20 protein-coding genes and 1 pseudogene are annotated in these 22745 nt (G+C 36.3%); 2 read left to right on the top strand and 19 right to left on the bottom strand.

The genetic code is table 11. The features are described 5' to 3' along the window. Positions 1–13: 13 nt before the first annotated feature. The 14 genes from brxC to ACO6FI_RS04305 all read right to left on the bottom strand — a co-directional run bounded on the left by brxC (position 14) and on the right by ACO6FI_RS04305 (position 14879). Entirely contained in the window at positions 14–3661 is a 3648-nt protein-coding gene (brxC, locus tag ACO6FI_RS04240; protein ID WP_485456251.1) for a BREX system P-loop protein BrxC, read from the bottom strand. A gap of 11 nt (positions 3662–3672) precedes the next feature. Continuing rightward, on the bottom strand, positions 3673–4251 hold the full coding sequence (locus ACO6FI_RS04245; protein WP_485456252.1) for a DUF1788 domain-containing protein: 579 nt from the start codon (positions 4249–4251) through the stop codon (positions 3673–3675). After that, the gene (locus ACO6FI_RS04250) at positions 4251–4853 is read right to left on the bottom strand and encodes a DUF1819 family protein (RefSeq protein ID WP_485456253.1); all 603 of its coding nucleotides are present in this window, start codon (positions 4851–4853) and stop codon (positions 4251–4253) included. The genes ACO6FI_RS04245 and ACO6FI_RS04250 overlap by 1 nt, the downstream gene beginning before the upstream one ends. Positions 4854–4889: 36 nt before the next feature. After that, entirely contained in the window at positions 4890–5573 is a 684-nt protein-coding gene (locus ACO6FI_RS04255) for a tetratricopeptide repeat protein (RefSeq protein ID WP_485456254.1), read from the bottom strand. Positions 5574–5593: 20 nt separating this feature from the next. After that, positions 5594–7090, bottom strand: a complete 1497-nt coding sequence (locus ACO6FI_RS04260; protein ID WP_485456255.1) for a carboxypeptidase M32 — start codon at positions 7088–7090, stop codon at positions 5594–5596. A 75-nt stretch (positions 7091–7165) separates the two neighbouring features. Continuing rightward, a complete protein-coding gene (locus ACO6FI_RS04265) occupies positions 7166–8443 on the bottom strand; it encodes an O-acetylhomoserine aminocarboxypropyltransferase/cysteine synthase family protein (RefSeq protein ID WP_485456256.1) in 1278 nt (425 codons plus the stop codon). 141 nt (positions 8444–8584) lie between these two features. Then, a complete protein-coding gene (locus ACO6FI_RS04270; protein ID WP_485456257.1) occupies positions 8585–9622 on the bottom strand; it encodes a hypothetical protein in 1038 nt (345 codons plus the stop codon). Positions 9623–9631: 9 nt separating this feature from the next. Continuing rightward, on the bottom strand, positions 9632–10279 hold the full coding sequence (locus tag ACO6FI_RS04275) for a hypothetical protein (protein ID WP_485456258.1): 648 nt from the start codon (positions 10277–10279) through the stop codon (positions 9632–9634). Positions 10280–10543: 264 nt separating this feature from the next. Further along, entirely contained in the window at positions 10544–11365 is an 822-nt protein-coding gene (locus ACO6FI_RS04280) for a 4Fe-4S binding protein (protein WP_485456259.1), read from the bottom strand. A gap of 75 nt (positions 11366–11440) precedes the next feature. After that, the gene (locus ACO6FI_RS04285) at positions 11441–11584 is read right to left on the bottom strand and encodes a hypothetical protein (RefSeq protein WP_485456260.1); all 144 of its coding nucleotides are present in this window, start codon (positions 11582–11584) and stop codon (positions 11441–11443) included. Between the two features lie 709 nt (positions 11585–12293). Continuing rightward, complete coding sequence (locus tag ACO6FI_RS04290) at positions 12294–12419, bottom strand: hypothetical protein (RefSeq protein WP_485456261.1); 126 nt, start codon at positions 12417–12419, stop codon at positions 12294–12296. Positions 12420–12427: 8 nt separating this feature from the next. After that, on the bottom strand, positions 12428–13033 hold the full coding sequence (prfH, locus tag ACO6FI_RS04295) for a peptide chain release factor H (RefSeq protein WP_485456262.1): 606 nt from the start codon (positions 13031–13033) through the stop codon (positions 12428–12430). Beyond that, complete coding sequence (locus ACO6FI_RS04300; protein ID WP_485456263.1) at positions 13030–14169, bottom strand: RtcB family protein; 1140 nt, start codon at positions 14167–14169, stop codon at positions 13030–13032. Before ACO6FI_RS04300 ends, prfH begins: the two co-directional genes overlap by 4 nt. 482 nt (positions 14170–14651) lie before the next feature. Beyond that, positions 14652–14879 carry a putative ABC transporter permease gene (locus tag ACO6FI_RS04305; protein ID WP_485456264.1) on the bottom strand — a complete coding sequence of 76 codons (228 nt, stop codon included), beginning with the start codon at positions 14877–14879 and terminating at the stop codon, positions 14652–14654. Between the two features lie 167 nt (positions 14880–15046). On the opposite strand from ACO6FI_RS04305, the gene ACO6FI_RS04310 reads away from it, so the two are divergent. Continuing rightward, entirely contained in the window at positions 15047–15811 is a 765-nt protein-coding gene (locus ACO6FI_RS04310; RefSeq protein ID WP_485456265.1) for a CPBP family intramembrane glutamic endopeptidase, read from the top strand. A gap of 127 nt (positions 15812–15938) precedes the next feature. Then, a complete protein-coding gene (locus ACO6FI_RS04315; protein WP_485456266.1) occupies positions 15939–16481 on the top strand; it encodes an IS3 family transposase in 543 nt (180 codons plus the stop codon). A 201-nt stretch (positions 16482–16682) separates the two neighbouring features. Here the strand turns inward: ACO6FI_RS04315 and ACO6FI_RS04320 are convergent. From ACO6FI_RS04320 to ACO6FI_RS04340, 5 genes and pseudogenes are all read right to left on the bottom strand, one after another. After that, a pseudogene (locus ACO6FI_RS04320) lies at positions 16683–16970 on the bottom strand (type IV toxin-antitoxin system AbiEi family antitoxin domain-containing protein); the annotation flags it as partial. Positions 16971–17277: 307 nt separating this feature from the next. Further along, complete coding sequence (locus ACO6FI_RS04325) at positions 17278–18066, bottom strand: carbohydrate-binding protein (protein WP_485456267.1); 789 nt, start codon at positions 18064–18066, stop codon at positions 17278–17280. A gap of 34 nt (positions 18067–18100) precedes the next feature. Next, complete coding sequence (locus ACO6FI_RS04330; RefSeq protein WP_485456268.1) at positions 18101–19306, bottom strand: glycoside hydrolase family 88 protein; 1206 nt, start codon at positions 19304–19306, stop codon at positions 18101–18103. Positions 19307–19328: 22 nt separating this feature from the next. After that, positions 19329–21335, bottom strand: coding sequence for a heparinase II/III family protein (locus ACO6FI_RS04335; RefSeq protein WP_485456269.1), 2007 nt, complete (start codon positions 21333–21335; stop codon positions 19329–19331). Continuing rightward, complete coding sequence (locus tag ACO6FI_RS04340; protein ID WP_485456270.1) at positions 21332–22735, bottom strand: sulfatase family protein; 1404 nt, start codon at positions 22733–22735, stop codon at positions 21332–21334. Before ACO6FI_RS04340 ends, ACO6FI_RS04335 begins: the two co-directional genes overlap by 4 nt. Positions 22736–22745 lie beyond the last annotated feature (10 nt).

Consider the following 22745-nt stretch of genomic DNA (forward strand, 5'->3'; position numbering starts at 1 on the left):
AAACTCCTCCCGTTTATAGTTGTATATTTATAACAGTATCCTCTTCAAGTTCTTTTAACATCCTTTCACGCAGAGATGATAAGTACCTGTCGATGTCTTCCTTGCTCTCAAGCCTCCAAAGCATTGTACCTGTCATCTTCTTTATCGGGATGTTCTTGGTCTTTTTAACCTTGTACTGCTTACTCTGCTCTTCAATACTCTTTTTTACTTGAACATCATCGACATCAATGCCCATCTGTCCGGCCTTTTCTTTCAGACTTTGCTCTATCTCAGCCTGCTTCTTTTTTGCAATCTGCTCATCAAGCATATCCATCTCACCCAATAGACGAGTCATCAAAGCCTTTGCTTTATCTTCCAGACCTCTAAGAGTTGATACATTGGTAGAACTCTCAGCTTCATTTAACAACTCATCAAAACCTGACAGATATTTTTGTCTTTTTTCATTCGCGTACTCTTTTTCATTTAAAGTATCCGATATATATGTCCTGCACTCTTTGACAGACTCACATATAGGGTGCAACTCTTCATCCAAAACCTTATTATACGCATCTTGGTATTGCTCCATAAGCTCAGGCAATTTGTGGATTTCCTTATACGGCATACTCATCTTCAAAATGTCACACATCTTTTTTACGGTGTCCTCAAGTATAGCATCCACTATATAAGTCTTACTGTCATCATAAATTCTAAGCTTATCTATAGCACGGCTGAATATCTCCTTTTGACCTCCTTTAAAGAAAGCCTTTACCGGCTCATAGTCTTCATCAAAATCGTAGAAAAAATCTCTCATCTTTGAGATATGACCGAAAAACTCCAAGGCATCGTTTATCTGAATTGCAGACTGAAATAATCTCTTACCGTCCTCTATGACCTTCTTTCCCGGATAATTATACTTAATATAATTTATTTCAAGGTCCTTTAATTCATTTATCATATCATTTGCATGCCTCTTGAAATCAGCCATCACGGCATCCTCATCATCAGGCACTATAGGAGTATGGAATACCTCCTTTATCACATCGCGGACTTCCTTCTTATCCTTCTCACTTACGCGGACACGCTCTTCCATAAGCAGCTTTTCTGTAAAGGCCTTCTTTGTGATGTAATTTATTACCTCATCCGGACTCTTATTGTTAAGATTTACCGACGCACCGTTTAATGTGAATGCAATATCTCCGACTTTGAATAAATATGCAATTATCCAATATATATCATCCTCCACAAATCCGTAAGGAGCTTTCATAAAGCGATCTTTTACAGTCTTCATGGAAGTCTTCATATGGCCTTTTGAATTCATAGAGATAAAGCTTAACACATCCTCTGTCGCATGGATATTTGCTACCGTACCTCCGTTTATCTTCATCTGATTACCGGTATCAAACAGTTTTCTTATATCGGTCTCGCCCATAGCGGTATCAATATAAGAGAGCTTGTGGAATACTATCTGAACGAGACGTCCTATTGCCTCATTCATCTTTGTACTCACTTCCTTTGCACAAAGCCTTGCAATATCTCCGTTTACATAATATCTTGCATCCTTTAGCGACTCCACAAGATAAAGTCTTGCATTTGCATTCCTCTCATTCATCTCATCATGCTTACTCTTTTTGATATTCTCATACTTTGCAAGCTGTCCCGATGTGGCATTCTTTCTTAAGAAACGCTCTATTCTAAGACTCATAGTCATCTCGTTCAAAAACTCGTCGTCATCCGGCAGCAGTACTATGACTTCTCTGCCCTGTCCGGACATCATGCGCAGTGTGGCGTCTTCTTTGACATCATACCAAGGTGTAAGTATACGAAGACCTATATCGAAGTTCCGGCTGGACTTATACGGGCGGTCGTCGATATTTTGATTAAAGCCGAATGAGTATCTTCCGTTAAATGAAGGATATCTGTACTTGTTTTCCTTTAAAATATCCTCATATATCATCTCACCTATCTTTGTGATGACCTCGGACATCTCAACATTTTCTTTTGCAATCTCATTGTTGATTTCCTGCTCTTCATCAGTCAAAAATATATATAGACTTCCGTTTTTTTGTATAAGCATTTGGCTTATCAAGACCTTCAGCGCCTCTTCCACCCTTGACTTTAACTCTATTCTGTCATCATCTATATTTTCAACCATCAAGCTTGTGATATTGTCGATATTTGACTCAATCTGATCTACATACTTTATCATAAAAAGAGTCTTTAAAACATTGATTGCAAAGACATCGCCGTCCTTATTTAAAGGATTGATCGCCGTATTGTCATATGCCTTTGATATAACTCCCTTATGACTGTGGTCAAGGAAGTTTTCAAGCGCATCATAGAAGCGATGGAAAGGAACAAGTATTCCCACCTCATCATCCTTACAGTCGGTTGCGGACTCCTTAAATAAAGCAAGCATTGAACGCTCACCTTCTGAAAGGTGCTTGCCTGAAGCTCCATGTGTACGTATAGATGTCAGCACACTTGCAAGCAGATTGAACTGATAAGGCACAAAAGGGTACACTTCCTTAAAATCATTTTCATTTGCATACAGTTTTTTCTCAACGCCGTCATTGAATACAATCAAATTTTTGATTACAGTCGCCTTTTGCTCATACAAAAGTCTGAGGGGCTCGGCTGCAGTTTCAGTCTTATCAAGTATTCTCTTTTTGATAACTGCGTCAACATTTGCACTTGAAAGTGAAAGTCTGGTATCAAAACGTCCCTGAATTTTTGAAAAATCATTTCCCTTTACCTTGGTTATGGAATCTATATCCTGTTGTGATGTGACAATCACCCATGCCTTGCCCATACATTCCTTGCCAAGCTCCTCGGTAACGGTCTGAAGATTGAGCATAAGCTTTGAGTCATCCCCTATGTACTGTCCTATCTCATCCACAAGGAATACTACATGGTGGTTGTTTCCCTTTTTTTCTATATAGCTTCTTACTCTCTTTGCAAAGTCTTCAATACTTATAGTATAGCTTGTGGTTGCCTTCTCACACCAGTTTCTTGCCGCATCCTCACTCATAAAACCGATATCTGCAAGTGCATCCACTACACTGTCTTGAATAAAATCAAAGTCGGAGCGTGATTCTTCCCAAGTCTCACCGTACTCTTCTTCAAAGCTTTTTTTAAATTCTTCAAACTTTCCGTCATCGCTAAGTTTTCTTTCAAGGTCGGCCAAATACGGCATTGAGCCGCAAAATCCCTGCATTTCATTAAAGACCTTCAAAAACACATTGACAATGGCATCCTTATTTTGCTTTCCGCTTGACTCACTCTTTGAATCAATGTTAAAGAGGATGACATCTGAAGGAGTGGAAGCTGCAAGCCTCATATCTGAGAGTATTTTTTCATCCGTTATCTTTTTATCGTCCACAAAATAGTCATAGGCGTGCTTGTTTCCCACAGACTTATTGTCCAAAAGATAGGATAAAATCTTTAGAAAGTGAGATTTACCGCTTCCGAAGAAACCTGAAATCCATACACCCATCTTCGAGGTCATACCTTCAATACCCTTTTTGTAGGCTACAAAAAAATCCGCAAAATGCTTTTGCAGCTCTTTTGTTACCACATACTCTTCCAACTCCTGTGCCACATTGGTCTCTTCACCCTGTCCGACTATGATGACTCCCTGGATTTCACGGTCAATCTTTTTGGCAAACATATCCTTAATCTGCACTTTGGATCCTCCTATTTCACAAGCTTGAATGCTCTATAATAATTATCGTCTTTTATCTCATCGAACAGTATAAGTTCCTGTTCATTGTATGTGCCCGGAAAAAACATCATCACAGGCGCCTTCACAAACGCCTGATGCAAGTTGTTGAGTACCTTATGTGAACGAAGTATAGGATAACATTTCCCTATACCGCACAAAAACACTACGGCATTATCGGGAGTATTATCTTTTATATACTGTACAATGACACTGTCATCATCATTGAACTTCATAGAATTGCTTACAGCCTTTGTGATTCTCTCCAAACCCTTTTTCTTTTCAAAATCAAAGCATTTTTCTATAAAATTTTTATTTTCAAGAAAGTCGATGATTATATCATACAGGTCAAATACCGCCAGAATAAAATCATCCGCTCCGCTTTCATTTTTCGCTTTCAAATGAGCTATTCTCTCTCTGACTTCAAGCTCGTTTTCAGGCGGATAGTCAAACAGCCAATAGTTTACCTCATTTGCCCTTCCGGCACTTTTACGAAATCCCGGCTTTTTTATGGCGGCTTCCATCATATCAAGTCGCTCTGTCAAATCTGTCATTATCTTACTCCATTCAATGCTTTTACACATACTTCCATATCATGTGTATTTAACCACTCCTCAACTGTAGGACTTAAAACAGGCCTTATAATCTTTCTGTCCGCCTTGCCCTTATCTAAAAGTCCCGCCTCGCAAAGCATTGTCTTATAGTATGCTCCCAGTCGCTTTAGTGTGGCGGCTGTCCACTTGGCAACCCTTTCATCCTGAAGACTCTTATCCTTAAAGAAAATCCTTATATCGCTGTCTGTTAAAGTATCCGCCCCCAAAATAAGTTTTTCACGAATCACTTCATATACAAACTCAAAAAAAAGGCTGTCATAGGCAAGTGATGAAACCAGCACGAATATCTTTTGCATTGCAACATCGCTTCTTTGAAACACTTCCACAAAACTTTTATCAAGCGTCTTAATTCTTCCCGACACTGTAACAAAAATCTGGTTGGCACGGGCGGCAGTCGGCGCACCGAATATATTTTCATTTTTATTCAGCTCTTTAATTTCTTCCAATGTTTTACCGGCGGCAAGAAGCTCCACCACATTGCGAAACTCCATAAACCAAAAAGACATCTTCACCGCACCTGCGCTGTAAGGCTTTTTCTCCATAGCTTTCTCCCTTATTATAATATATTAGCTGTACGATCAAACGGACTTATACCCGTTTATAATCGACTCCAGATACTCAAAATCCTCTTCAAACTCCTCATCTTTACACAAAAGCCTTGCTTCATGTAAACGTTTCCTTGCCTCTGTGCTGTCTTTATTAAAAATTACATACATGAACATATCAAGCAATATAAAATACTCATAGTAATCATCAGTTTCTCTGTACTTGTCAAAAAAGGGCTTACTGTCTGTATACAATTCTTGTGCTCTCTCATATTTTTTGAGATAAAAACAGCAAAAACACAAATTCAACCTTCTTACCATCTCCACTTCAGGCATTTTTTCAAGTGAACTTCCAAAACTCTCAAAAATATATTTTGCCTCACCGTAATCCTTCTTTTTCATAAATGCAAAAGCTATGTTCAGTTTTGCCATATTTTTGATATATTTTGATTTTGTAGTCTTTTCTATAACATTCAATTTATCAATGCACTCATCAAACTTACCTTCATCAAACAGCACTAAAAGCTTCTGTATTTTCTTTATATATACTACATTGTATATTAGATTAAACAGTATAGCTCCTACAAAAAAGATTACAGACGATACTATATAGATCACAAAAACTTGCCTGCCGTTTAACCCAAGTCCTATCTCACATACTAAGAGTATGCTTGCGTATACGATTCCAATAACTAAGATACTTAAAAATCTTTTCATATTCTCACACCCACTAAAAATTATAGCTGATATAATTTTGTATATTTGTCTTCAATGTAATCAAGGAAGCAATTTACATTAAATTCTTCACCTGTCACCATCTTCATAAGCTCAGGTGCCTCATAGCGGAAACCGTAGGTATGGATATTTTCCTTTAACCACTTCATTACTTCATCAAATTTATTATTTTCAAGCAGACTGTCCACATCTATATCCTTTTTCATAGCGTGAACATACTGTGCCGCAAATGCTGTTCCAAGTGCATATGTCGGGAAGTATCCGAAACTTCCGTCAGACCAGTGTACATCCTGTAAGATACCGAGCTTATCATTAGGCACATCTATTCCAAGGTACTCTTTATACTTTGCATTCCATGTCTTATCAAGTCCTTCTGTGGAAATACTGCCGTCAAACAATCCCTTTTCTATCTCATATCTGATAAGTACATGAAGCGGATATGTAAGCTCATCAGCCTCCGTACGTACAAATGAAGGCTTTGAAGCATTGATTGCCTTGTAAAAATCCTCAAGGCTTACTTTTTCAAGCTGCATTGGGAAAACTTTCTGCAATTTCGGATAGTGATACTTCCAAAAAGCTGCTGTCTTTCCGAGATAGTTCTCACACAGTCTTGACTGTGACTCATGCATTCCTGAGGATACACCTTCAGATAAAATCATTCCATCATATTTAGGATTTATATTGTGCTCATAGTAGGCATGTCCCACCTCATGCACCGTCGAAAGTATTGCAGACGCCACATTGTTCTCTATATACTTTGTGGTTGTACGGCAGTCGTTCTCACAGGTCCATGATGTGAAAGGATGCTCGGACTCGTTTTGATATCCCCATGAAGGATCAAAATGCAGGTACTTAAGCAGCTCATCCATAAACTTCTTTTGCTCTTCAACCGGAAAGCTCTGATGTAGGAAATCTTCTTTTATCTGCTGTGCAGCTTTCACCTTCTTTATAAGCGGAACAAGTCTTTCTTTGAGTGCTTCAAAGAACTCATCATATTTTTCCACATTCATTCCCGGCTCATAGTCGTCAAGCATCTGATTATAAATACTCTTATCACTGTCTCTGTAGCCGTAGAGTTTCTTTTGACTTTCTATCACTTTCTTTAGGTAAGGCTCAAATATCGAATAGTCGGCCTTTGATTTTGCAAGTATCCATGCATCAAATGACTCGTCACAAAGTTTCTTAAATGCCACATACTCATCTTTCGGTATACAAAGTGTGTCCATCGCTCTTTTATAATAAAGCTCTATTGCACGCTTATCCTCCGCACCTACTTCAGGGTCGTCCTTTAGCTCCTTTAAAAGCTTTACCGTCTCGGGATCCGTCTCAAGGCTGAAAAGCTCTCCTGCCAAATACGCGGATCTTTCATCTCTATATGCAGCTCCCGCACTTGGTGCCACCGTCTGTTTATCAATTCCTATAATATTTAACGCCATTTGGTATGCTGAACATTTAAAAATCCAGTCATGATATTTTTTTAATTTTTCTTTTGTAGTCATGTTATTCCTTTCCTTAATATAAACAAAAGACCAATCTTTCGACCGGTCTTTAAATTTTATGGTACCAAACTTTTATTAACCTTCCAAAGCCTGATCTATATCCGCTATCAAATCCCCGGCGTCCTCTATACCCACAGACATTCTTATAAGGTCAGGTGATACTCCTGCCGCTTTAAGTTCATCATCATTCATCTGTCTATGTGTTGTAGATGCAGGATGAAGTACACAGGTTCTTGCATCAGCCACATGAGTAACGATTGCAATAAGCTCCAAAGAGTCCATAAACTTAACTGCCGCTTCTCTGCCGCCTGCTATTCCGAATGATATGACACCACATGATCCGTTTGGAAGATATTTTTTAGCCAACTCATGCTGACTGTCATTTTCAAGTCCTGAGAATGATACCCATGATATCTTAGGGTGATTTTTCAGATGCTTTGCAATAGCAAGTGCATTTTCATAGTGCTTCGGCATTCTAAGGTGTAATGATTCAAGTCCTATTCCAAGGTAGAATGAATTCTGAGGTGAAGGTATTGCTCCAAGGTCACGCATCAGATTGGTTGTCATCTTTGTGATATAAGCAGCTTTCCCGAAAGTCTTTGTATACACAACTCCGTGATATGTCTCATCAGGAGTTGTAAGGCTTTTGAACTTATCACCGTATTTCTCCCAATCAAAATTGCCGGAGTCCACTACCGCACCGCCTACAGCATTTGCAGATCCGTCCATATATTTTGTGGTGGAATGTACCACTATATCCACCCCCCACTCAAAAGGTCTGCAAAATACCGGTGTAGGGAAGGTATTGTCAACTATAAGCGGAACACCGTGCTCATGTGCAACTTTTGCAAACTTTTCTATATCAAGTACTTTCAATGACGGGTTTGCTATGGTCTCACCGAAAACAAGCTTTGTATTCGGCTTAAACTTGGTTGCAAGCTCTTCGGCTGAAATATCCGGATCAACAAAGGTAGACTCAATACCCATACTCTTCATTGTATTGGCTATCATGTTATATGTTCCTCCGTATATTGCGGAAGACGCTATAACGTGATCACCTGCATTTGCTATATTGAATATCGCAAAGAAATTGGCTGCCTGACCTGATGATGTAAGTATGGCCGCCACACCGCCTTCAAGCTCACATATTTTTCTTGCTATTGCATCATTGGTAGGATTGGCAAGTCTTGTATAAAAATAACCCGACTCCTTCAAATCAAACAGATCTCCCATCTGCTTTGAAGACTCGTACTTAAATGTTGTGGACTGTACTATCGGAACCACTCTCGGCTCTCCGTTCTTAGGCTCATAACCGCCCTGTACACAGATGGTATCAATATTATAACTTGACATGATAATTCTCCTTTATATATACATATTTGCAGCAGTTTATTCTGCCGATATGCTTCTCCTTACTCCATACAAAAATGAGTATACTTTATTATCACAATAATATCAAATATATCATTTAATCAAAATGTTTTTATTGTTAAGTCAGACACAAATCTTTTCAAATTCCACATCAAGCACTTTATTTAATTCTTCTGTGGAACTTGTACCATATGTTTCCACATAAGCCTCTGAAATCATATCTTTCACTTCTTTATTTATCATTTCATCAAATTTCTCCAATAATGATACATCACCTAATGCTGCTATCAATGTTTGATTGTCTTCAATAACTTCCTTCCGATCAATGACATAATCCGTCAAGTTTTTACAATAAGCATCAATTTCCAATGTATTCATATTTGTCTCAAAGGCCGCATAATCCTGCAGTTTTTCGATAAACTGCTGTGATGACAATGTCTCATAAATACTCAACCACTTATCATGTGATGTATGCCACAACTCATTTTCTCCAAGAACTTCGTGGTTATTTATATAATATATTTCATCAAAATACTTTAATGAAACCGTGAACATCGAAAGTAATGCAAAAACGGAGAAAACAGTTGCTTCATTGTTTGCTGAAATATCTTTTTGGAATACGTTAATCAACAATGAAAGTACATTATATTCCCTATCTACCAAATCACGCATTCTTTCTTCCGAATAAGGCTGTTGCTTTCGTCTGCAATCAAGCATATCTGTATGATCCGCCAAAACTTTATTAAATTCATAGTCTATCTGTACATCTTGCCCCTTTTTTATCAGATTCTTGACTTTATCAATCTGCTGCCCGATTTCAGCACTCATCTTTTCAAGCTTTGCATATATGATTGCAAAACCTGCACATGTAGCACATAAATTTAATCCGTTCAAAAGTAAACCTATTTTTTGCAAATTTGCAACATTTGCCATAAGTTTTAAATTCTTTTCATTGATGGCATTACTTTTATTGATTACATTAACTATATTTTCAAGGATTTCATTATTTTGCAGTTCATTCTGCATCAAACCGTCCACACAAACCTTCTGAATCTTTGCAAACGTTTTATTTTTATTTCTTATGGCAACTTCCATAAATCCGTCTTTATTCAACAATTGCTTCAGCTGTTCTATTGTATTTATATTTATTACTTCACCCATTGATACTCCCTATATTCTTTCATTTATTATTGTATAAAGAAGAATAATAGCAATGACAAATGTACATGTATCAATGCTATAAAGTTCTTTTATATTAAAGTATTTTTTCTTTACTATCAGAAAATCTTCTTTCATTTTCATACCGTTGATAACAGCATCCGGCTTTAACACGTTAGCCGAAAAATCAAAATTTGATATTACCGAATAATTATTTTTTATTATCTCCATATACAGGCAAAAGATAATTCTGGAGTAATCAATCAAATTTCTTGTTGAAAGATTTCTTGAGTTCTTTATTGTCAAGGCTTTCTCATAATACTTTGTGGCACGCGGCATATCTTCTTTTACCTGACTGTTCTTTTTAGGTTTAGTAGCTTTTGCAATCTTATTACCGACAACATAGTCTATACCTTTTATATACGCATTGGTAAGCTTGTCAAAACTCTTCCCTGTTTTTATTGTCACCTTCTCAAAGTAATCACAAATCTTTTCTGAAAGTACTTCTTTTGAAACCTTGTCTTCTTTAATAACGGAAAATGACAAATATTCCCCTACTAAAGCTTTTTTCAGCATTTCAAATGTATCATCGTCAAAGCTGCCGAGCGTTTCAACCACAAAATCAATATATTCCAAAGCTTCACCTCTTCCTCTCATCATATGTATTCACATAACCTGTTTTTTACTTGCTATAGCCCATTATATTCCAAAACCCTTATAATATCTATTTAAAATGCAAAAAACACCTCGTTACGAGATGCTGTTTTAGATTTTTTTATAATTCCATACTTTATAAAATCCGACTTTAATACCTGTACTGCTATACATTACTTTTGTATTAAAGCTGAGTATATCTACTACCGAATTTTTATTAAGTACTTGTCTGACCGTGGATATAAAAGTTATAAACTTTCCGGTATTCTTTTAAAGTGCATACTTCGGGCAATTCTTGACACATTCCATACACAGAATACATTCTGTGCCGTTTGCTCTCTTCCGGGAATTATCGGTAACATCAACATTCATCGGACAGATTCTCTTGTATTTACCGCAGTCAATACACCTGTCCTTATCACACCTTATCCGTAACAGCGAAAAATAGCTCATCGGTTTCAGGAATATTGTAATCGGGCAGATATATTTATAAAATGCCCTATTATCCTTAAAAGAAAACGCTAAAGCTATGCCTATCCCATAATAAACCAAATTTCCAACAATAAGCGCCCAAAACATAATTCGTTCAAGGTTTCCGACCTTCGCCAGAAACATTGCTGCAACAAACATCAGAGACGATACAAAAGTGATGTAGCGAATCCATCCTATTTTCCTTCTCGGCTGTTTAGGCACCTTGTAGGGAAGAAAGTCAAGCACCATCGCCGTCCAACAGGCATATCCGCACCATCCTCTTCCGAACAACAACGGACCGAATATTTTTGCCACCGCATAATGTATCGTTGCCGCTTCAAAAACGCCTGTGAAAAGATAATACCAGAACCCTTCTATCTGCATATTTTCATTGCGAATCAGTCCCGGATAAAAGAGCATATACAAACCTACCGGTAGCTGGACTATATGACGGGCGTGCTTATACTTTCTAATAAACAAAAATACTCCAAATGATATAGAGATTCCAATATAGCTGAAGTTGAAAAGGTAGAACATATTATCCTTCGTCAGCCACAGCACAACTGCTACTGTTTCGAATATCACCGGCATCATTACAGTAGGCCAATATTTTTTTAACATCAAATCACCTTCCAATATCCGTTTTCTTTGCGCCTATACGTTTTATATCAGTTTTCCTTATTTTCATTGTGTTTGTTATAATATTATATATTCCTCCATAGATAGCTGAAGAAAGTATATAACATGGTCACCTGCATTGGCAATATTAAGTATTTCACAGAAGTCGGTCAACTGAACTGATGATGCAAGTATAGTAGCTCCAACACCATCCTGCGTCATATTTTCCACTCCTTTACTGTAATAATCACTGAACTTATGAATGTCGCATAATAATTACTTTCATTGTACCCACTCGAATACGTAATAGGTATAACTGTTTGATTATGTCTTTTTTGCACACGTGACCTCACAATGTTTCACACCAAAACCATTCGTAGCGATTTCAACCTCCCTATATTGCTTTATGATAAAATTTCCCTTACTAAAAACGGTTATGGAACAATAGTTATCATGAGTGTTGAACAATAAATGTATTATCCCATATTGTATCAAGAAAAACTTTTCAACTGTTCTACCAAATCTAAAATAAGCTTAGAAAAGCTCTCTGCAATTTTCCCAATGTCATCATAGCCATTATTATATCCACGCACCTTACCGCTTTCCAAGTCTATAAATACGATGCTTCCGTCACCTAAACCTCCGAATTACACATTTTACTCCTTAATGAATTTATATATGTATTTTTCAGTATTCAGTAAATCTCTTGTTTTTTTCAAGTACAGTCATATTCACCATTTCTTCATTTGTCAATTCAATGTTGAAAAATAAAATTTCAGCAGTATTGTTATTTTGTTTATGTAGATATTGATATTCTCTTATCCCAAAATTATATCAGCGCAACTTATCAGGATGGGCATATGTAAATCTTATAATAAGGCACTTGTTCTTTCGGCATCTTAGCCGGTAGAACCTCTCATTTTAATTTGTACTAAATCTTGACATAGGACCAATATAAGCCATGGATAATATTCTTAATACTTTTATTTTCAAGATATACAGTCTCTTTACTTATACTTATATCTTCTGCTACATTGTATTTTTCTTCTTCATTCATAATGTCACCTAAAATTTATTTTTTAACCTAAATCTTTCACCCTCATATACTCTTATCGGATTGCCTCTTACTATCTCGGTATGCTTGCTCCATGCATTGTTCTTACTTTGTTCAATTTGTGAAGTATTCTTATTTTTCAAAACAATTGCAAGTTTTCTAAGAGCATCCTTTTTATTCATAAGCTGACTTCGTTCTCTTGTTGAACTTATCCTTATTCCTGTCGGAATATGTATAACTCGTACTCCTGTTTCCACCTTGTTTACATTTTGTCCACCCGGTCCGCTTGCATGAAATTTCTCTACTATTATATCCGATTCAGAGAAATTATCATCTACATTAACTGTTTCCGGAATAATACTTACATCCACAAACCAGTTCTTTCTTTTATGCTCCGGCCTATAGCGACCTTTACAAATCCAAAGCATGGTACCTTCAAGATATGACAAATCCTCATCGGATGAAAGCATCACCGAATAAAAAGTTTCTTTTTCCTCTCCGTCCACATAACTTAAAATCTCTAAAGACGGAATTTCCTTCATTAAAGCTTTACATATACCGAATACAGCTCTTTGACATTCCACCGGACCCATACCGGCACTTATTTGTAGAATCATTTTCTGTCCCCTCCCTTATAATTATATATAGGAGTAAGAACATTTTCCACCTCTACGGTATCTTTTATGACTTCTTTTATATAGTCAATTCCTCTATATGCAAAAGGTGCTTCGTCCAAAGTATCCTTACTTATGCAGCTTGTATAGATACCCTTCATTTCTTTTTTGAACTCGGAAACTGTATGCGAAGAATTTACTTCTCCTCTTGAAAGTACTCTTCCGCTCCCATGCGGTGCCGAATTATTCCATTCTTCGTTTCCAAGTCCCCTGCCAAGTAAAACACCTTCCTTCATATTTACAGGAATTATTACCTTTTCATCCAGCTTCGCTGAAATGGCACCCTTTCTTAATATAGGCTGATTTCCTGAAAAATCCACATAATTGTGAGAACATGAAATTTCTTCTATTGCCTTCCACTTCATCTTTTTTATAATCTCAGCAGCAATTATTTTTCTGTTTAATATCGCATACTCTTCCACGATTTTTAAATCATGTAAGTAATCTTCCATCAAATTACCGCTAAGGTAGGTCATTTCAAAAAGAATATCATTTATACCGTTGTCTTTCAGTTCATCCTGTCCCGCTTTCATATAGTACTCAGCCACTTCTTTTCCAAGATGTCTGCTACCTGTATGCACTATAAGAAAAACTTCACCGTTCTTTGCTGTATCCAGCTCAATAAAATGATTTCCACCACCTAAAGTACAAAGACTAAGCAATGCTTTTTCAGATCTTATATGTGAAAAACATTTAAGATTACTTAAATCAATTCTGTCTGCATATGCATGTATATCTTTTCTTAGCCCAAATCCGACCGGAACATTATCTCTGATTACGGTATCAAGCTTCATAAAATCATTTCTTATTTTACCGAGTTTTACCGAAAGCATACCGCAACCGATATCTATTCCCACTAAAGAAGGTAAAATCTTTTTTCCCACAGTCATTGTAAGGCCTATAGGTCCTACCTTTCCCGTATGAACATCAGGCATTACCCTAATCTTTGCGCCCTGTGATACTTCATTATCACAAATCATTCTCACCTGAGACTTTGCCACTTCTTCTACCATGGATTTTTCCACAGTTTCATCACACATAATATACGCCTGTGCGTATTTTCCATTTAATTGTATCAAAATAAAAACCTCTGTTTTCTTATGTTTCAAAGGCTTTATCGTTCATTCTCTAATAAAAAATTTAGAATAATAGACAGCGAACAACTATGCCTCTGTAGTTTATAGTTCCACTTATTGTATTATTCATTGTATTCCTCATAGTTATTCTCCTTTCGATCTCTATTATTTATTGTAACTCTAAAATTATATCATAACATTTTAAAAAACGCATCTTAACTTTCTTCTACATATATCTTTCGTGAAAATAACGCAACTATTATTGAAACCACACCAAATATAAGCTCTACATAAATTAAAGGTACATGAAATCCGTTTAATATAACTATCAAAGTATCCGCCACAAAATGAATTAAAAGTGCCGCAATAAATAAATATCATTTCCCTCCTACTTCTTCTTTCTGAAATAAATAGTATAATTGGAATTGCAAATCCGACTATACAAGATATAACCATAAATACCATACTTAAAAAATGAACTCTATTCATTGTCTACCTCCAAAATATATTTTCTTATTTCTTATCGACGTCAAAAGTGCTATTAATATAATTCCTCCAAAACCATAAATCGGCAAATATGGACTTAATAAAAAACCACGATTTACATATCCGACATGTGTTTTCAAAAGTCCTACCGATACTTCATAAATCCATCCAAGAAATGCACATGCCATAAACATAAGAAAGATATCTCTAAGTCTTTTTAATTTCATGTATTATCATCCTCCTTTTTTTATATTGTATCCTAAAATTTCAAAGTTTCATTTATTTTATACATTGATTTTTCACATATATAGTATATATTATTTTTGGCACCAAATGTTCAAGCAAATATTCTTGCTTTAGTAATATATCATATAGAAGAAAGAGAGATATAAAAATGAATTTTTTGGAAAAAATCAGACCGAAAGAAAAGCTTAAATATTTAAGATGGTTTGATATCCTTATTGTTACCGGTATTATGTTCGGTATTTTTATAGTAACTTCAACACAACTTTTTATCGGCTTACTTCAGTCTGACCCACAAGCCATACAAGATTCAGCTGAATCTATGGATATTGCCTCGGACGGTGCGGCCTATACCGGCAATTTTACATTGCAGTCGATTCTTTTAATTATTGCATTGCTATATTTACTTATCAGAAACTTTGATTTTAAACAGTTGAAAATAAGATTACATTGGTCTGTGATTATTTGGGTACCTGTTCTTTTTTCAATTATGGGACTCTTTGGTGACCTTGTTACTACAGTGAGTGGAGAATACAACTATTTTGATCCTTCATTGTTTAAATACATAAATCCTATAGAAGCATTAAATAAATTTCTGGAACTTTCACCGTTTGCAATAGGATATGCTTTTTTAAACGGATTTTATGAAGAATTTTTCTTTCTGGGTCTTTTGACCTCTGTAAAGGATGAGCATAAATGGTACGCTCTGGCTTTTTCAACTTTAGTCAGAGTATCATTCCACACTTATCAAGGTCTTCTTTGGTCATTAGTAATAGGTGTTGTATATGGACTCTTCTACTATTTTATGTACAAGAAAGTAATAAAGAATCTTTTACCATTCTTTTTGATGCATGCAATGACTGATATTTTCGGTTCATCACTTATATATCTGCTTATAAACTGGAATTATCAATAAACAAAGAGGGGGATGTCGGGAAACGGCAGCCATAAAAGGACATCATGTAGGGCGCCGTAAAGCACGTCGTTATATGAATGAGATGGATATTTACTCAATCTATCCGAAGATGAATCTCTAAAAGCGTATGCAACAGGCTAAGGTATGTCCTTATCTTCTTCGTAACACAGTTATAGACTCTCCAAATCAAGCATGGTCTATAGATATTACATATATACCAATCAAACATGGATTTCTATATTTGACTGCTGTAATTGACTTGTACATCCGCTGTATCGTTGGTTGGGAAGTTGATGATACGCTTGATACAGGAATGGTTATCAATGCCCTAAAAAAAGCATTTGCTGTAGCAAAACCACAGATTTTAAACTCAGATCAAGGTTGCCAATTTACAAGCCAACAGTATGTTGAGTTTGTAAAAGAAAATAATATCCGCCAGAGCATGGGTGGAAAAAGTCGCTGGGCTGACAACATCATGATCGAACGCCGGTTTCGCAGTTTCAAGTACGCGGAGGTTTATCTGACGCAATATGACAACATCAAGGAAGCAAGAACTGCGATTGGACGTTACATCCACACTTACAACTTTGAAAGATGCCATTCTGCCCTTGACTACAAAACGCCGGCTGAATGCTACTATCCGGAAATGCTATTGCCGTATGTAGCTTAATGCATATATGGAGCTTGGGGAGTGCTTCACTATCCTCCCCTTACACTCTGTTACTTATCAACCATATCAGTTTATTATAAAAATATAAAATTTTTGTCTTGACAGCTGAGCCACTATACATGATCGCATCTCCTTTTTCTCGTATACACCATTCTTAAATTTATCAATCTTTTTAAAATTATTCAGTATCGTCATTTATTTTCATAACAGCACCTCCGTATATAGTTTTAAAGATTTTTCCATATTCATCTTAACAGCATATTTTGACAGTTTTAATAAATTTTTCTCCTTACTTGCAAAGTAAGATTTTATTGATTCGCTAAATACTTGTGCATCTATTCTGTCCTTATCTTTGATAATATCAAGTATAGTTCTTTCTTTGTCATACACTGATATTTCTCTGCCAAAAGGACCAGTTATAGTTATTTTCCCAATATCGTAATAATCTCTTTTTACATACTTAAAAATAATATTATCTCTTGCTGCCTTTTTGTTCTTAAATTATGGTTTTTATAAGAACGAAAGTCAATATCCGAACAAAAGAAGATCCATTGTAGCCATAAGACTACCTCCACTGTCTGATGTCGACTATTTAGCACACGTGACCTCACAGCGTTTTACTCCGAAACTATTCATAGTGATTTAGACCTCTCTACGTTGTTTTTATGATAAAGTTATGATAAAACAACGATATAAAGGAGGTTGCATTATGATTAATTCTTACTGTATCAAATATAAAAAGAGCAGATTGAAAATCAACCCACTCTTACATTTAAAAAGTTTTAAATTTCTACAATCAAGCTTCAACTCCCCGGACTTCAATTTGCGTAAGTGCCGGGAATGGAGATTCTCCCTCAGCCTTTATAAGATTTTCAAGCACAAGGCTTTTTATTTTTCTTTCCTTTATCAAAAAACACTGTGGCTTTTCGGATTTCTCAAGTTTTAGAGTTTCACTGCTGCCGTCATCAAAATTAATATCTGCACTTACCCAGTAATTATCATGGGGATAATCCGCTCTCAGTGTAAGTCTTATTTCATTTACAAGTACTTCTCTTCCAAAATCTAAGGTAAGAGCCGCTTTTGGATCTCTGTTAATACCCCAGCTCTGATAAGGATATTTTCCATGAGAGGAGTTTGCATACATTCCGTCTATAGCATTTCTTGCCGCAAATACCGCCTCACCTCTGGTTTCCACATTAGCTGATGCATGAGGATAAAATGTATTATTCTCGTGTTGGTCATAAACATTTAACGCAAGGTTTTTTGCTTTACTTATCTCCTCATCGGTAGCATATCTTGCCTCAATATAATGGATCATTCCTGTAAAGCTCTTCGGTGAATAATTCGGTCTGTTATTTGCAGGAGGAATAAAAAATTCAACACTTCTGCCCGGAATATAGATAAACGCCTCTCTCATACTGTCCTCAAAACGTACGACACAATACCTCCCGGCTTTATCCGTATCAAGTACTATTCTGTCTCCATCCATGTATTCACTGCAATACACAAGCTCCGCTTTATTATCTCCCTCAAAGCCGCAGGCTCTTTCTATCTCTCCCCTACCTACTATTTTAAGTTTAATCATATCTGCTCCTATTAAAGTACAAAAGTTGCTGCTACTACCAATACATTTTCCAATCAGGTCTTGAAAGTCTTGTAAGAGCCTCCATAAAGAAATAATCTCCCCAAATTACACACTCATCTACCCCGCTGTTTTTGCAGGTATTATAAGGTGTTTTCTTTGCATATGTTCCATGTAAAAGCTGACCGTTTGATATGCTCTTATCCTTTACCTGATAATTCTTTATAAGAGAATACATAATTTTCTTTGCTACTGAAATATAGTATGCCTTGCTTTCTTCATCCAGATATTTACTCATTTCCAAAAATCCGCATACTGCGATTGCAGCTGATGAAGAGTCTCTTGGCTGTTCATCTTCATCACCGTCACCAAAACTTAGATCCCAATACGGACAAAGATCTGTAGGCAGATGTTTTAAGAAATACTTTGATACCCTTTCAAAGTATTTTATATATTCCTTATCTCCCGTGTTTTTATAGGCAATGGCAGTTCCATAAATACCCCATGCCTGCCCTCTTGCCCATGCGCTGGCATCCTTATACCCTTGGCAGGTGGCACCATGAGAAAATTCTCCGGTATCAGGATCAAAAAATATTGTATGCCAAGTGGAATCATCATCTCTTATTATATGCTTCATTGTAGTAAGAATATGGTTTTTAGCTATCTTCGCATAATGCTCATCCTTTGTTACTTCACTTGCCCAGTAGAGTAGCGGTACATTTAACATACAATCTATGATAAGTCTGGCATTATCTCTTGCCCACATTTCGCCCCATGCTTGAATATACTTTCCTTCAGGACGATACCTGCTGCAAAGCTGATCTGCAGCCTTTATTGCCGCCTCCTTTGCATTTTCATAGGAAATAAGGCTGTAAGCGGCAACACAGGACGGTATATAAAGAAATCCCATATCATGATGGTCTATATAATGTCTTATATTTATACGCTCCAAAAATGAGTCCACCTGTTTTTTTCCGGCTGTTTCAAAAATTTTTTTGTCCTTCTCATTCTTTGCATTTTCATAGGAAAGCCATACTTCTCCTGTCCAAAAACCGCTTGTCCAATCGGTATTGATACCCGGTGTATAAAAATTCCCCTCACTGTTTGCCGCCGGAAAATGCTCCTCAAATTCAGGTAGATTGTTCTTCACCTGTTCCATAGCCATATCCAAAGCCTCTTTAATCATACTGTACGTGGCTTCCGGGTATTTTTCCAATAAATTAATGTCAATCCATTTATCCACTTAATAAATCTCCTTTTAAATTCTACCATTTAAGCACAGTCATATATTCGGGATTTTTATGAAATGCAGCGACCATGGTTTGTCCAAGCCCGTATACTCCTCTTATACCGTTTAAGTCACTATGGTTCCCCACATCATTTCTAATGAGAACAACCCCGTATTTCTCTTCATTTCTTGTAATTACATATCCTTGGGATGCATCCTTTGCAAGTATAGTTTCATAAGAAAAATTGTATACATCCTCTTTTATAATCTCTGTTTTTTTATTTACCATATTTTTGGTAATTATAGTAGTTAAAAAATATGAACTCCTTGTATTTATTTTAAGAGCACTCGTTTCTTCTATCTGATTATAATGTCTTGAAAGCGGAGAATTTATGATATCAGGTAATATTTCACCGTTTTCATCAAAGCTCTTTACACTAAACTCACATCTTTCACCTTTTCCGATTATCACATTGCTTTCCGTCTTTAAGCTTATATTTTTTCCAAAGGCAAAATGCTGTGATAAAACATTGTCTTTATTCCCGATAATTTCATCACTTATAATAATGATATCGGATGTCGGTGCTACAACACGCCTTCTAAGCAACACTCCAATGTTCATATACCCACAGTGAAATCCTTCAAATAACAGAATGTTTTCTTTCATAACAAAAGTATTGCCCATGGAAGCCGGTAAACTTTTATAAATCCATGAATCCCTACACTGTGCATACTCACTGTTATTTATAATGGGAACATTGTGAATCTGACTGCCTTTAAGTCTATATCTTTCATCAATATCTTTATATGTAAAACGCCCGCTGTCTCTAAGTATTTCTTCACCCTCAAACCGGATTTCAATATGAAGTTTGTCCTGATGCCCGTGACCACCCCCAAGACTTGAGTTTCTAAAATATATAAAGCTTGAATCATCATTATAGGAATTTCGCCATATTGCCTCGCCGCTTTCTTTGGATGTAATAAGACCTCCAAACATTCTCTCGGTTTTTAATTCTTCATAGAATAATATTCCGTCAGTTCCAAAAATCCATGAACTTTCAAAATCAAGTTCCTTATAAGCTGCGAATTTAAGTTTTCCATCTTGAAACAATAATGCCGCCCGACTTAATAAATCTCTTACATCCGTGTCATCCGAATCTCCGGTCAAGATTTGATGGTGATTTGGATAAGTATGATATAAAGTTGCATAAGCCATATTTTTTATAATCTCTTTTTCGTCTTCTGAAAAAACTTCATCATTATAAAGCTTAGCTACTCTTAAAACTTCAAAATATGCATCCAATACTTCATTATGATACATTGGGGATGCCTCCCATTGCATTCCGTCATCATGTATCTGTGTATGAATTGCCGTTTTTAGAAAATAAATTGCTTTTTTTCTATATTCATCGTTTTTTAGCACATGAGAAAGTACATATAAACCTGCATACTCCATAACTCCCCAGTTGCTTTTTATGGAAAATCCCTTTTTATGATTTGTTGCCAAATGCTTTGCATGTATGGATAATGCATAGAAAAACTTTTCCTTTATTTCACCTGTAATAAGAGGATGGGATGTGAAAAATGACATTGCCCTTACCCAGTAGTCTGCACGAAGCCCTGTTTCAAGCGTTCTCCAAACTTTTGAGTCGGAATTTTTAATATCTATATTTTCATTTATCCAGTCAAGCAACTGATTTAGAAAAGTCTTTACATATATATCATTTTGTTTGATCCAAAATGCCTGCCCCAGACATATCCAATATCTGTGCCTGTTTAACTGAAAAATAAACTCTTCATCTTCATTAAAGCAATAATTCCACTTTATTTTCTCCTTAAAAACTACCGGTTCATTTGTGGCTTCCATATCCCATGGAAGTCTGAAAAGAAATGTATTTTCCACAACTTCATCTGCGGTTTGAAGAACAATATCCCTCATTTCCTTGCAGTTTTTATTACAAAAGTCTGCAATTTTTATATACTCTTCTTTCTTGTATGCAAAATGTTCTTTAAAATCATCCCACAACAAATCTATATTATTCATAGTTCACTGTTCCAGTTCTTAAGGAAACCGTCATTTTGATGCTCCATCCATTTAATGACTTCTTCCTCAATCTTTTTTGCAAGCTTTTTATTTTCTTTCTTCTCTAAATCAAGAGTTATTTTTTGCTGCGGATCATTTTTAATATCATAAAGATATCTTTTAGGATTAGAAATAACATCATATCCCAGTTCCATAACATAGGTATACTCCTGTGTTCTAACACCTCTCCATCCAAATCCGGCAGGATCCTTACCTGCTTTTTTAAATTTTTCTACAAAATCCGCTCTGCCGGGACATGCCATGATAAAGCTTACTCTATTCCTATCCTCTGCTCCTTTAATAAATTTTGAACAGTCCTCTCCTTCAACTGTATCAGGTATGGAACAACCCAAAAGTCCCAAGACAGTAGGCATCATATCCTGACTTCCTATACAGGTAGAGCATCTCTTATTATTATTTCCCGGGACATGCAATACAAAAGGAATTTTTATTGACTCCTCATACCAGACATGCTTCCCCATCAGTCCGTGTGAACCCATCATATCTCCGTGATCCGCTGACAAAATCACAAGAGTATCTTCATATAAATTATTTTCTTTCAGGAAGTCAATCAACCTTCCAAACTGCTTGTCTAGACCGCTTATGGCTGCATAATACTGCTTTGTGGTAAGTCTAAGCTCTTCCTCACTCATTGCGGCATTTTCACCGGTGTGATGATGAATATTCTCTAAACTCACATTCTCCTTTAACTCCACATCATCATACAGTTTTAAATATTCATCCGGAACTTCACTGTATACACTATGTGGAGGATTCCAAGATATATACATGGCAAAAGGCTTTGATTTGTCTCTTATTTTTGACAGATATTCTATCGCCTTATCAGTTTCATGCTCAGGTGACCATTTGTTTACCTTAATCATCTCATCACTGTCATGCCAATAATGTGGTGATAAATGCATATCATAAGTACCGTATGAGTACCAATAGTCAAACCCATGTCTTCTTACTCCCGGCGGAGTATATGCATCCCAATCTCTTGCACCTGATTTTGGAAACTCATTGTGATTTTGCTCAGGTTCATCTAAATGCCACTTGCCTATATATGCGGTTTCATAACCGGACTTTTTCAGCACCTGACCTACACAAATCTCTTCATCTTTTAATCTTAAAGACAATCCCTTCTTACAGTTTGTAAAAAATCCTGATGAGAGTGGGTATTTACCGGTCATAAGGCTGGCTCTATGAGGAGAGCAAACCGGAAAGGTGCTGAAAGTATGGTCGCAATAGGTTGATTCTTTGCAAAACTTATCCATATTAGGAGTTTTAACCGGATCTTCCTTTGCATATCCTATAGCCCCGGCTCTCCATTGATCTGCAAAAACAAACAATAAATTCATATTGTGCTTC

It is taken from the genome of Lachnoanaerobaculum sp. (genome assembly GCF_057250505.1).

What these genes read in the sequence shown, in the direction of transcription:
- ACO6FI_RS04245 (WP_485456252.1), bottom strand. Translation starts at nt 4,251, where the DNA reads ATGACAGATTTGACAGAGCGACTTGATATGATGGAAGCCGCCATAAAA.
- ACO6FI_RS04250 (WP_485456253.1), bottom strand. Translation starts at nt 4,853, where the DNA reads ATGGAGAAAAAGCCTTACAGCGCAGGTGCGGTGAAGATGTCTTTTTGG.
- ACO6FI_RS04255 (WP_485456254.1), bottom strand. Translation starts at nt 5,573, where the DNA reads ATGAAAAGATTTTTAAGTATCTTAGTTATTGGAATCGTATACGCAAGC.
- ACO6FI_RS04260 (WP_485456255.1), bottom strand. Translation starts at nt 7,090, where the DNA reads ATGACTACAAAAGAAAAATTAAAAAAATATCATGACTGGATTTTTAAA.
- ACO6FI_RS04265 (WP_485456256.1), bottom strand. Translation starts at nt 8,443, where the DNA reads ATGTCAAGTTATAATATTGATACCATCTGTGTACAGGGCGGTTATGAG.
- ACO6FI_RS04270 (WP_485456257.1), bottom strand. Translation starts at nt 9,622, where the DNA reads ATGGGTGAAGTAATAAATATAAATACAATAGAACAGCTGAAGCAATTG.
- ACO6FI_RS04275 (WP_485456258.1), bottom strand. Translation starts at nt 10,279, where the DNA reads ATGATGAGAGGAAGAGGTGAAGCTTTGGAATATATTGATTTTGTGGTT.
- ACO6FI_RS04280 (WP_485456259.1), bottom strand. Translation starts at nt 11,365, where the DNA reads ATGTTAAAAAAATATTGGCCTACTGTAATGATGCCGGTGATATTCGAA.
- ACO6FI_RS04285 (WP_485456260.1), bottom strand. Translation starts at nt 11,584, where the DNA reads ATGACGCAGGATGGTGTTGGAGCTACTATACTTGCATCATCAGTTCAG.
- ACO6FI_RS04290 (WP_485456261.1), bottom strand. Translation starts at nt 12,419, where the DNA reads ATGAATGAAGAAGAAAAATACAATGTAGCAGAAGATATAAGTATAAGT.
- prfH (WP_485456262.1), bottom strand. Translation starts at nt 13,033, where the DNA reads ATGATTCTACAAATAAGTGCCGGTATGGGTCCGGTGGAATGTCAAAGA.
- ACO6FI_RS04305 (WP_485456264.1), bottom strand. Translation starts at nt 14,879, where the DNA reads ATGAAATTAAAAAGACTTAGAGATATCTTTCTTATGTTTATGGCATGT.
- ACO6FI_RS04310 (WP_485456265.1), top strand. Translation starts at nt 15,047, where the DNA reads ATGAATTTTTTGGAAAAAATCAGACCGAAAGAAAAGCTTAAATATTTA.
- ACO6FI_RS04315 (WP_485456266.1), top strand. Translation starts at nt 15,939, where the DNA reads ATGCAACAGGCTAAGGTATGTCCTTATCTTCTTCGTAACACAGTTATA.
- ACO6FI_RS04325 (WP_485456267.1), bottom strand. Translation starts at nt 18,066, where the DNA reads ATGATTAAACTTAAAATAGTAGGTAGGGGAGAGATAGAAAGAGCCTGC.
- ACO6FI_RS04335 (WP_485456269.1), bottom strand. Translation starts at nt 21,335, where the DNA reads ATGAATAATATAGATTTGTTGTGGGATGATTTTAAAGAACATTTTGCA.
- ACO6FI_RS04340 (WP_485456270.1), bottom strand. Translation starts at nt 22,735, where the DNA reads ATGAATTTATTGTTTGTTTTTGCAGATCAATGGAGAGCCGGGGCTATA.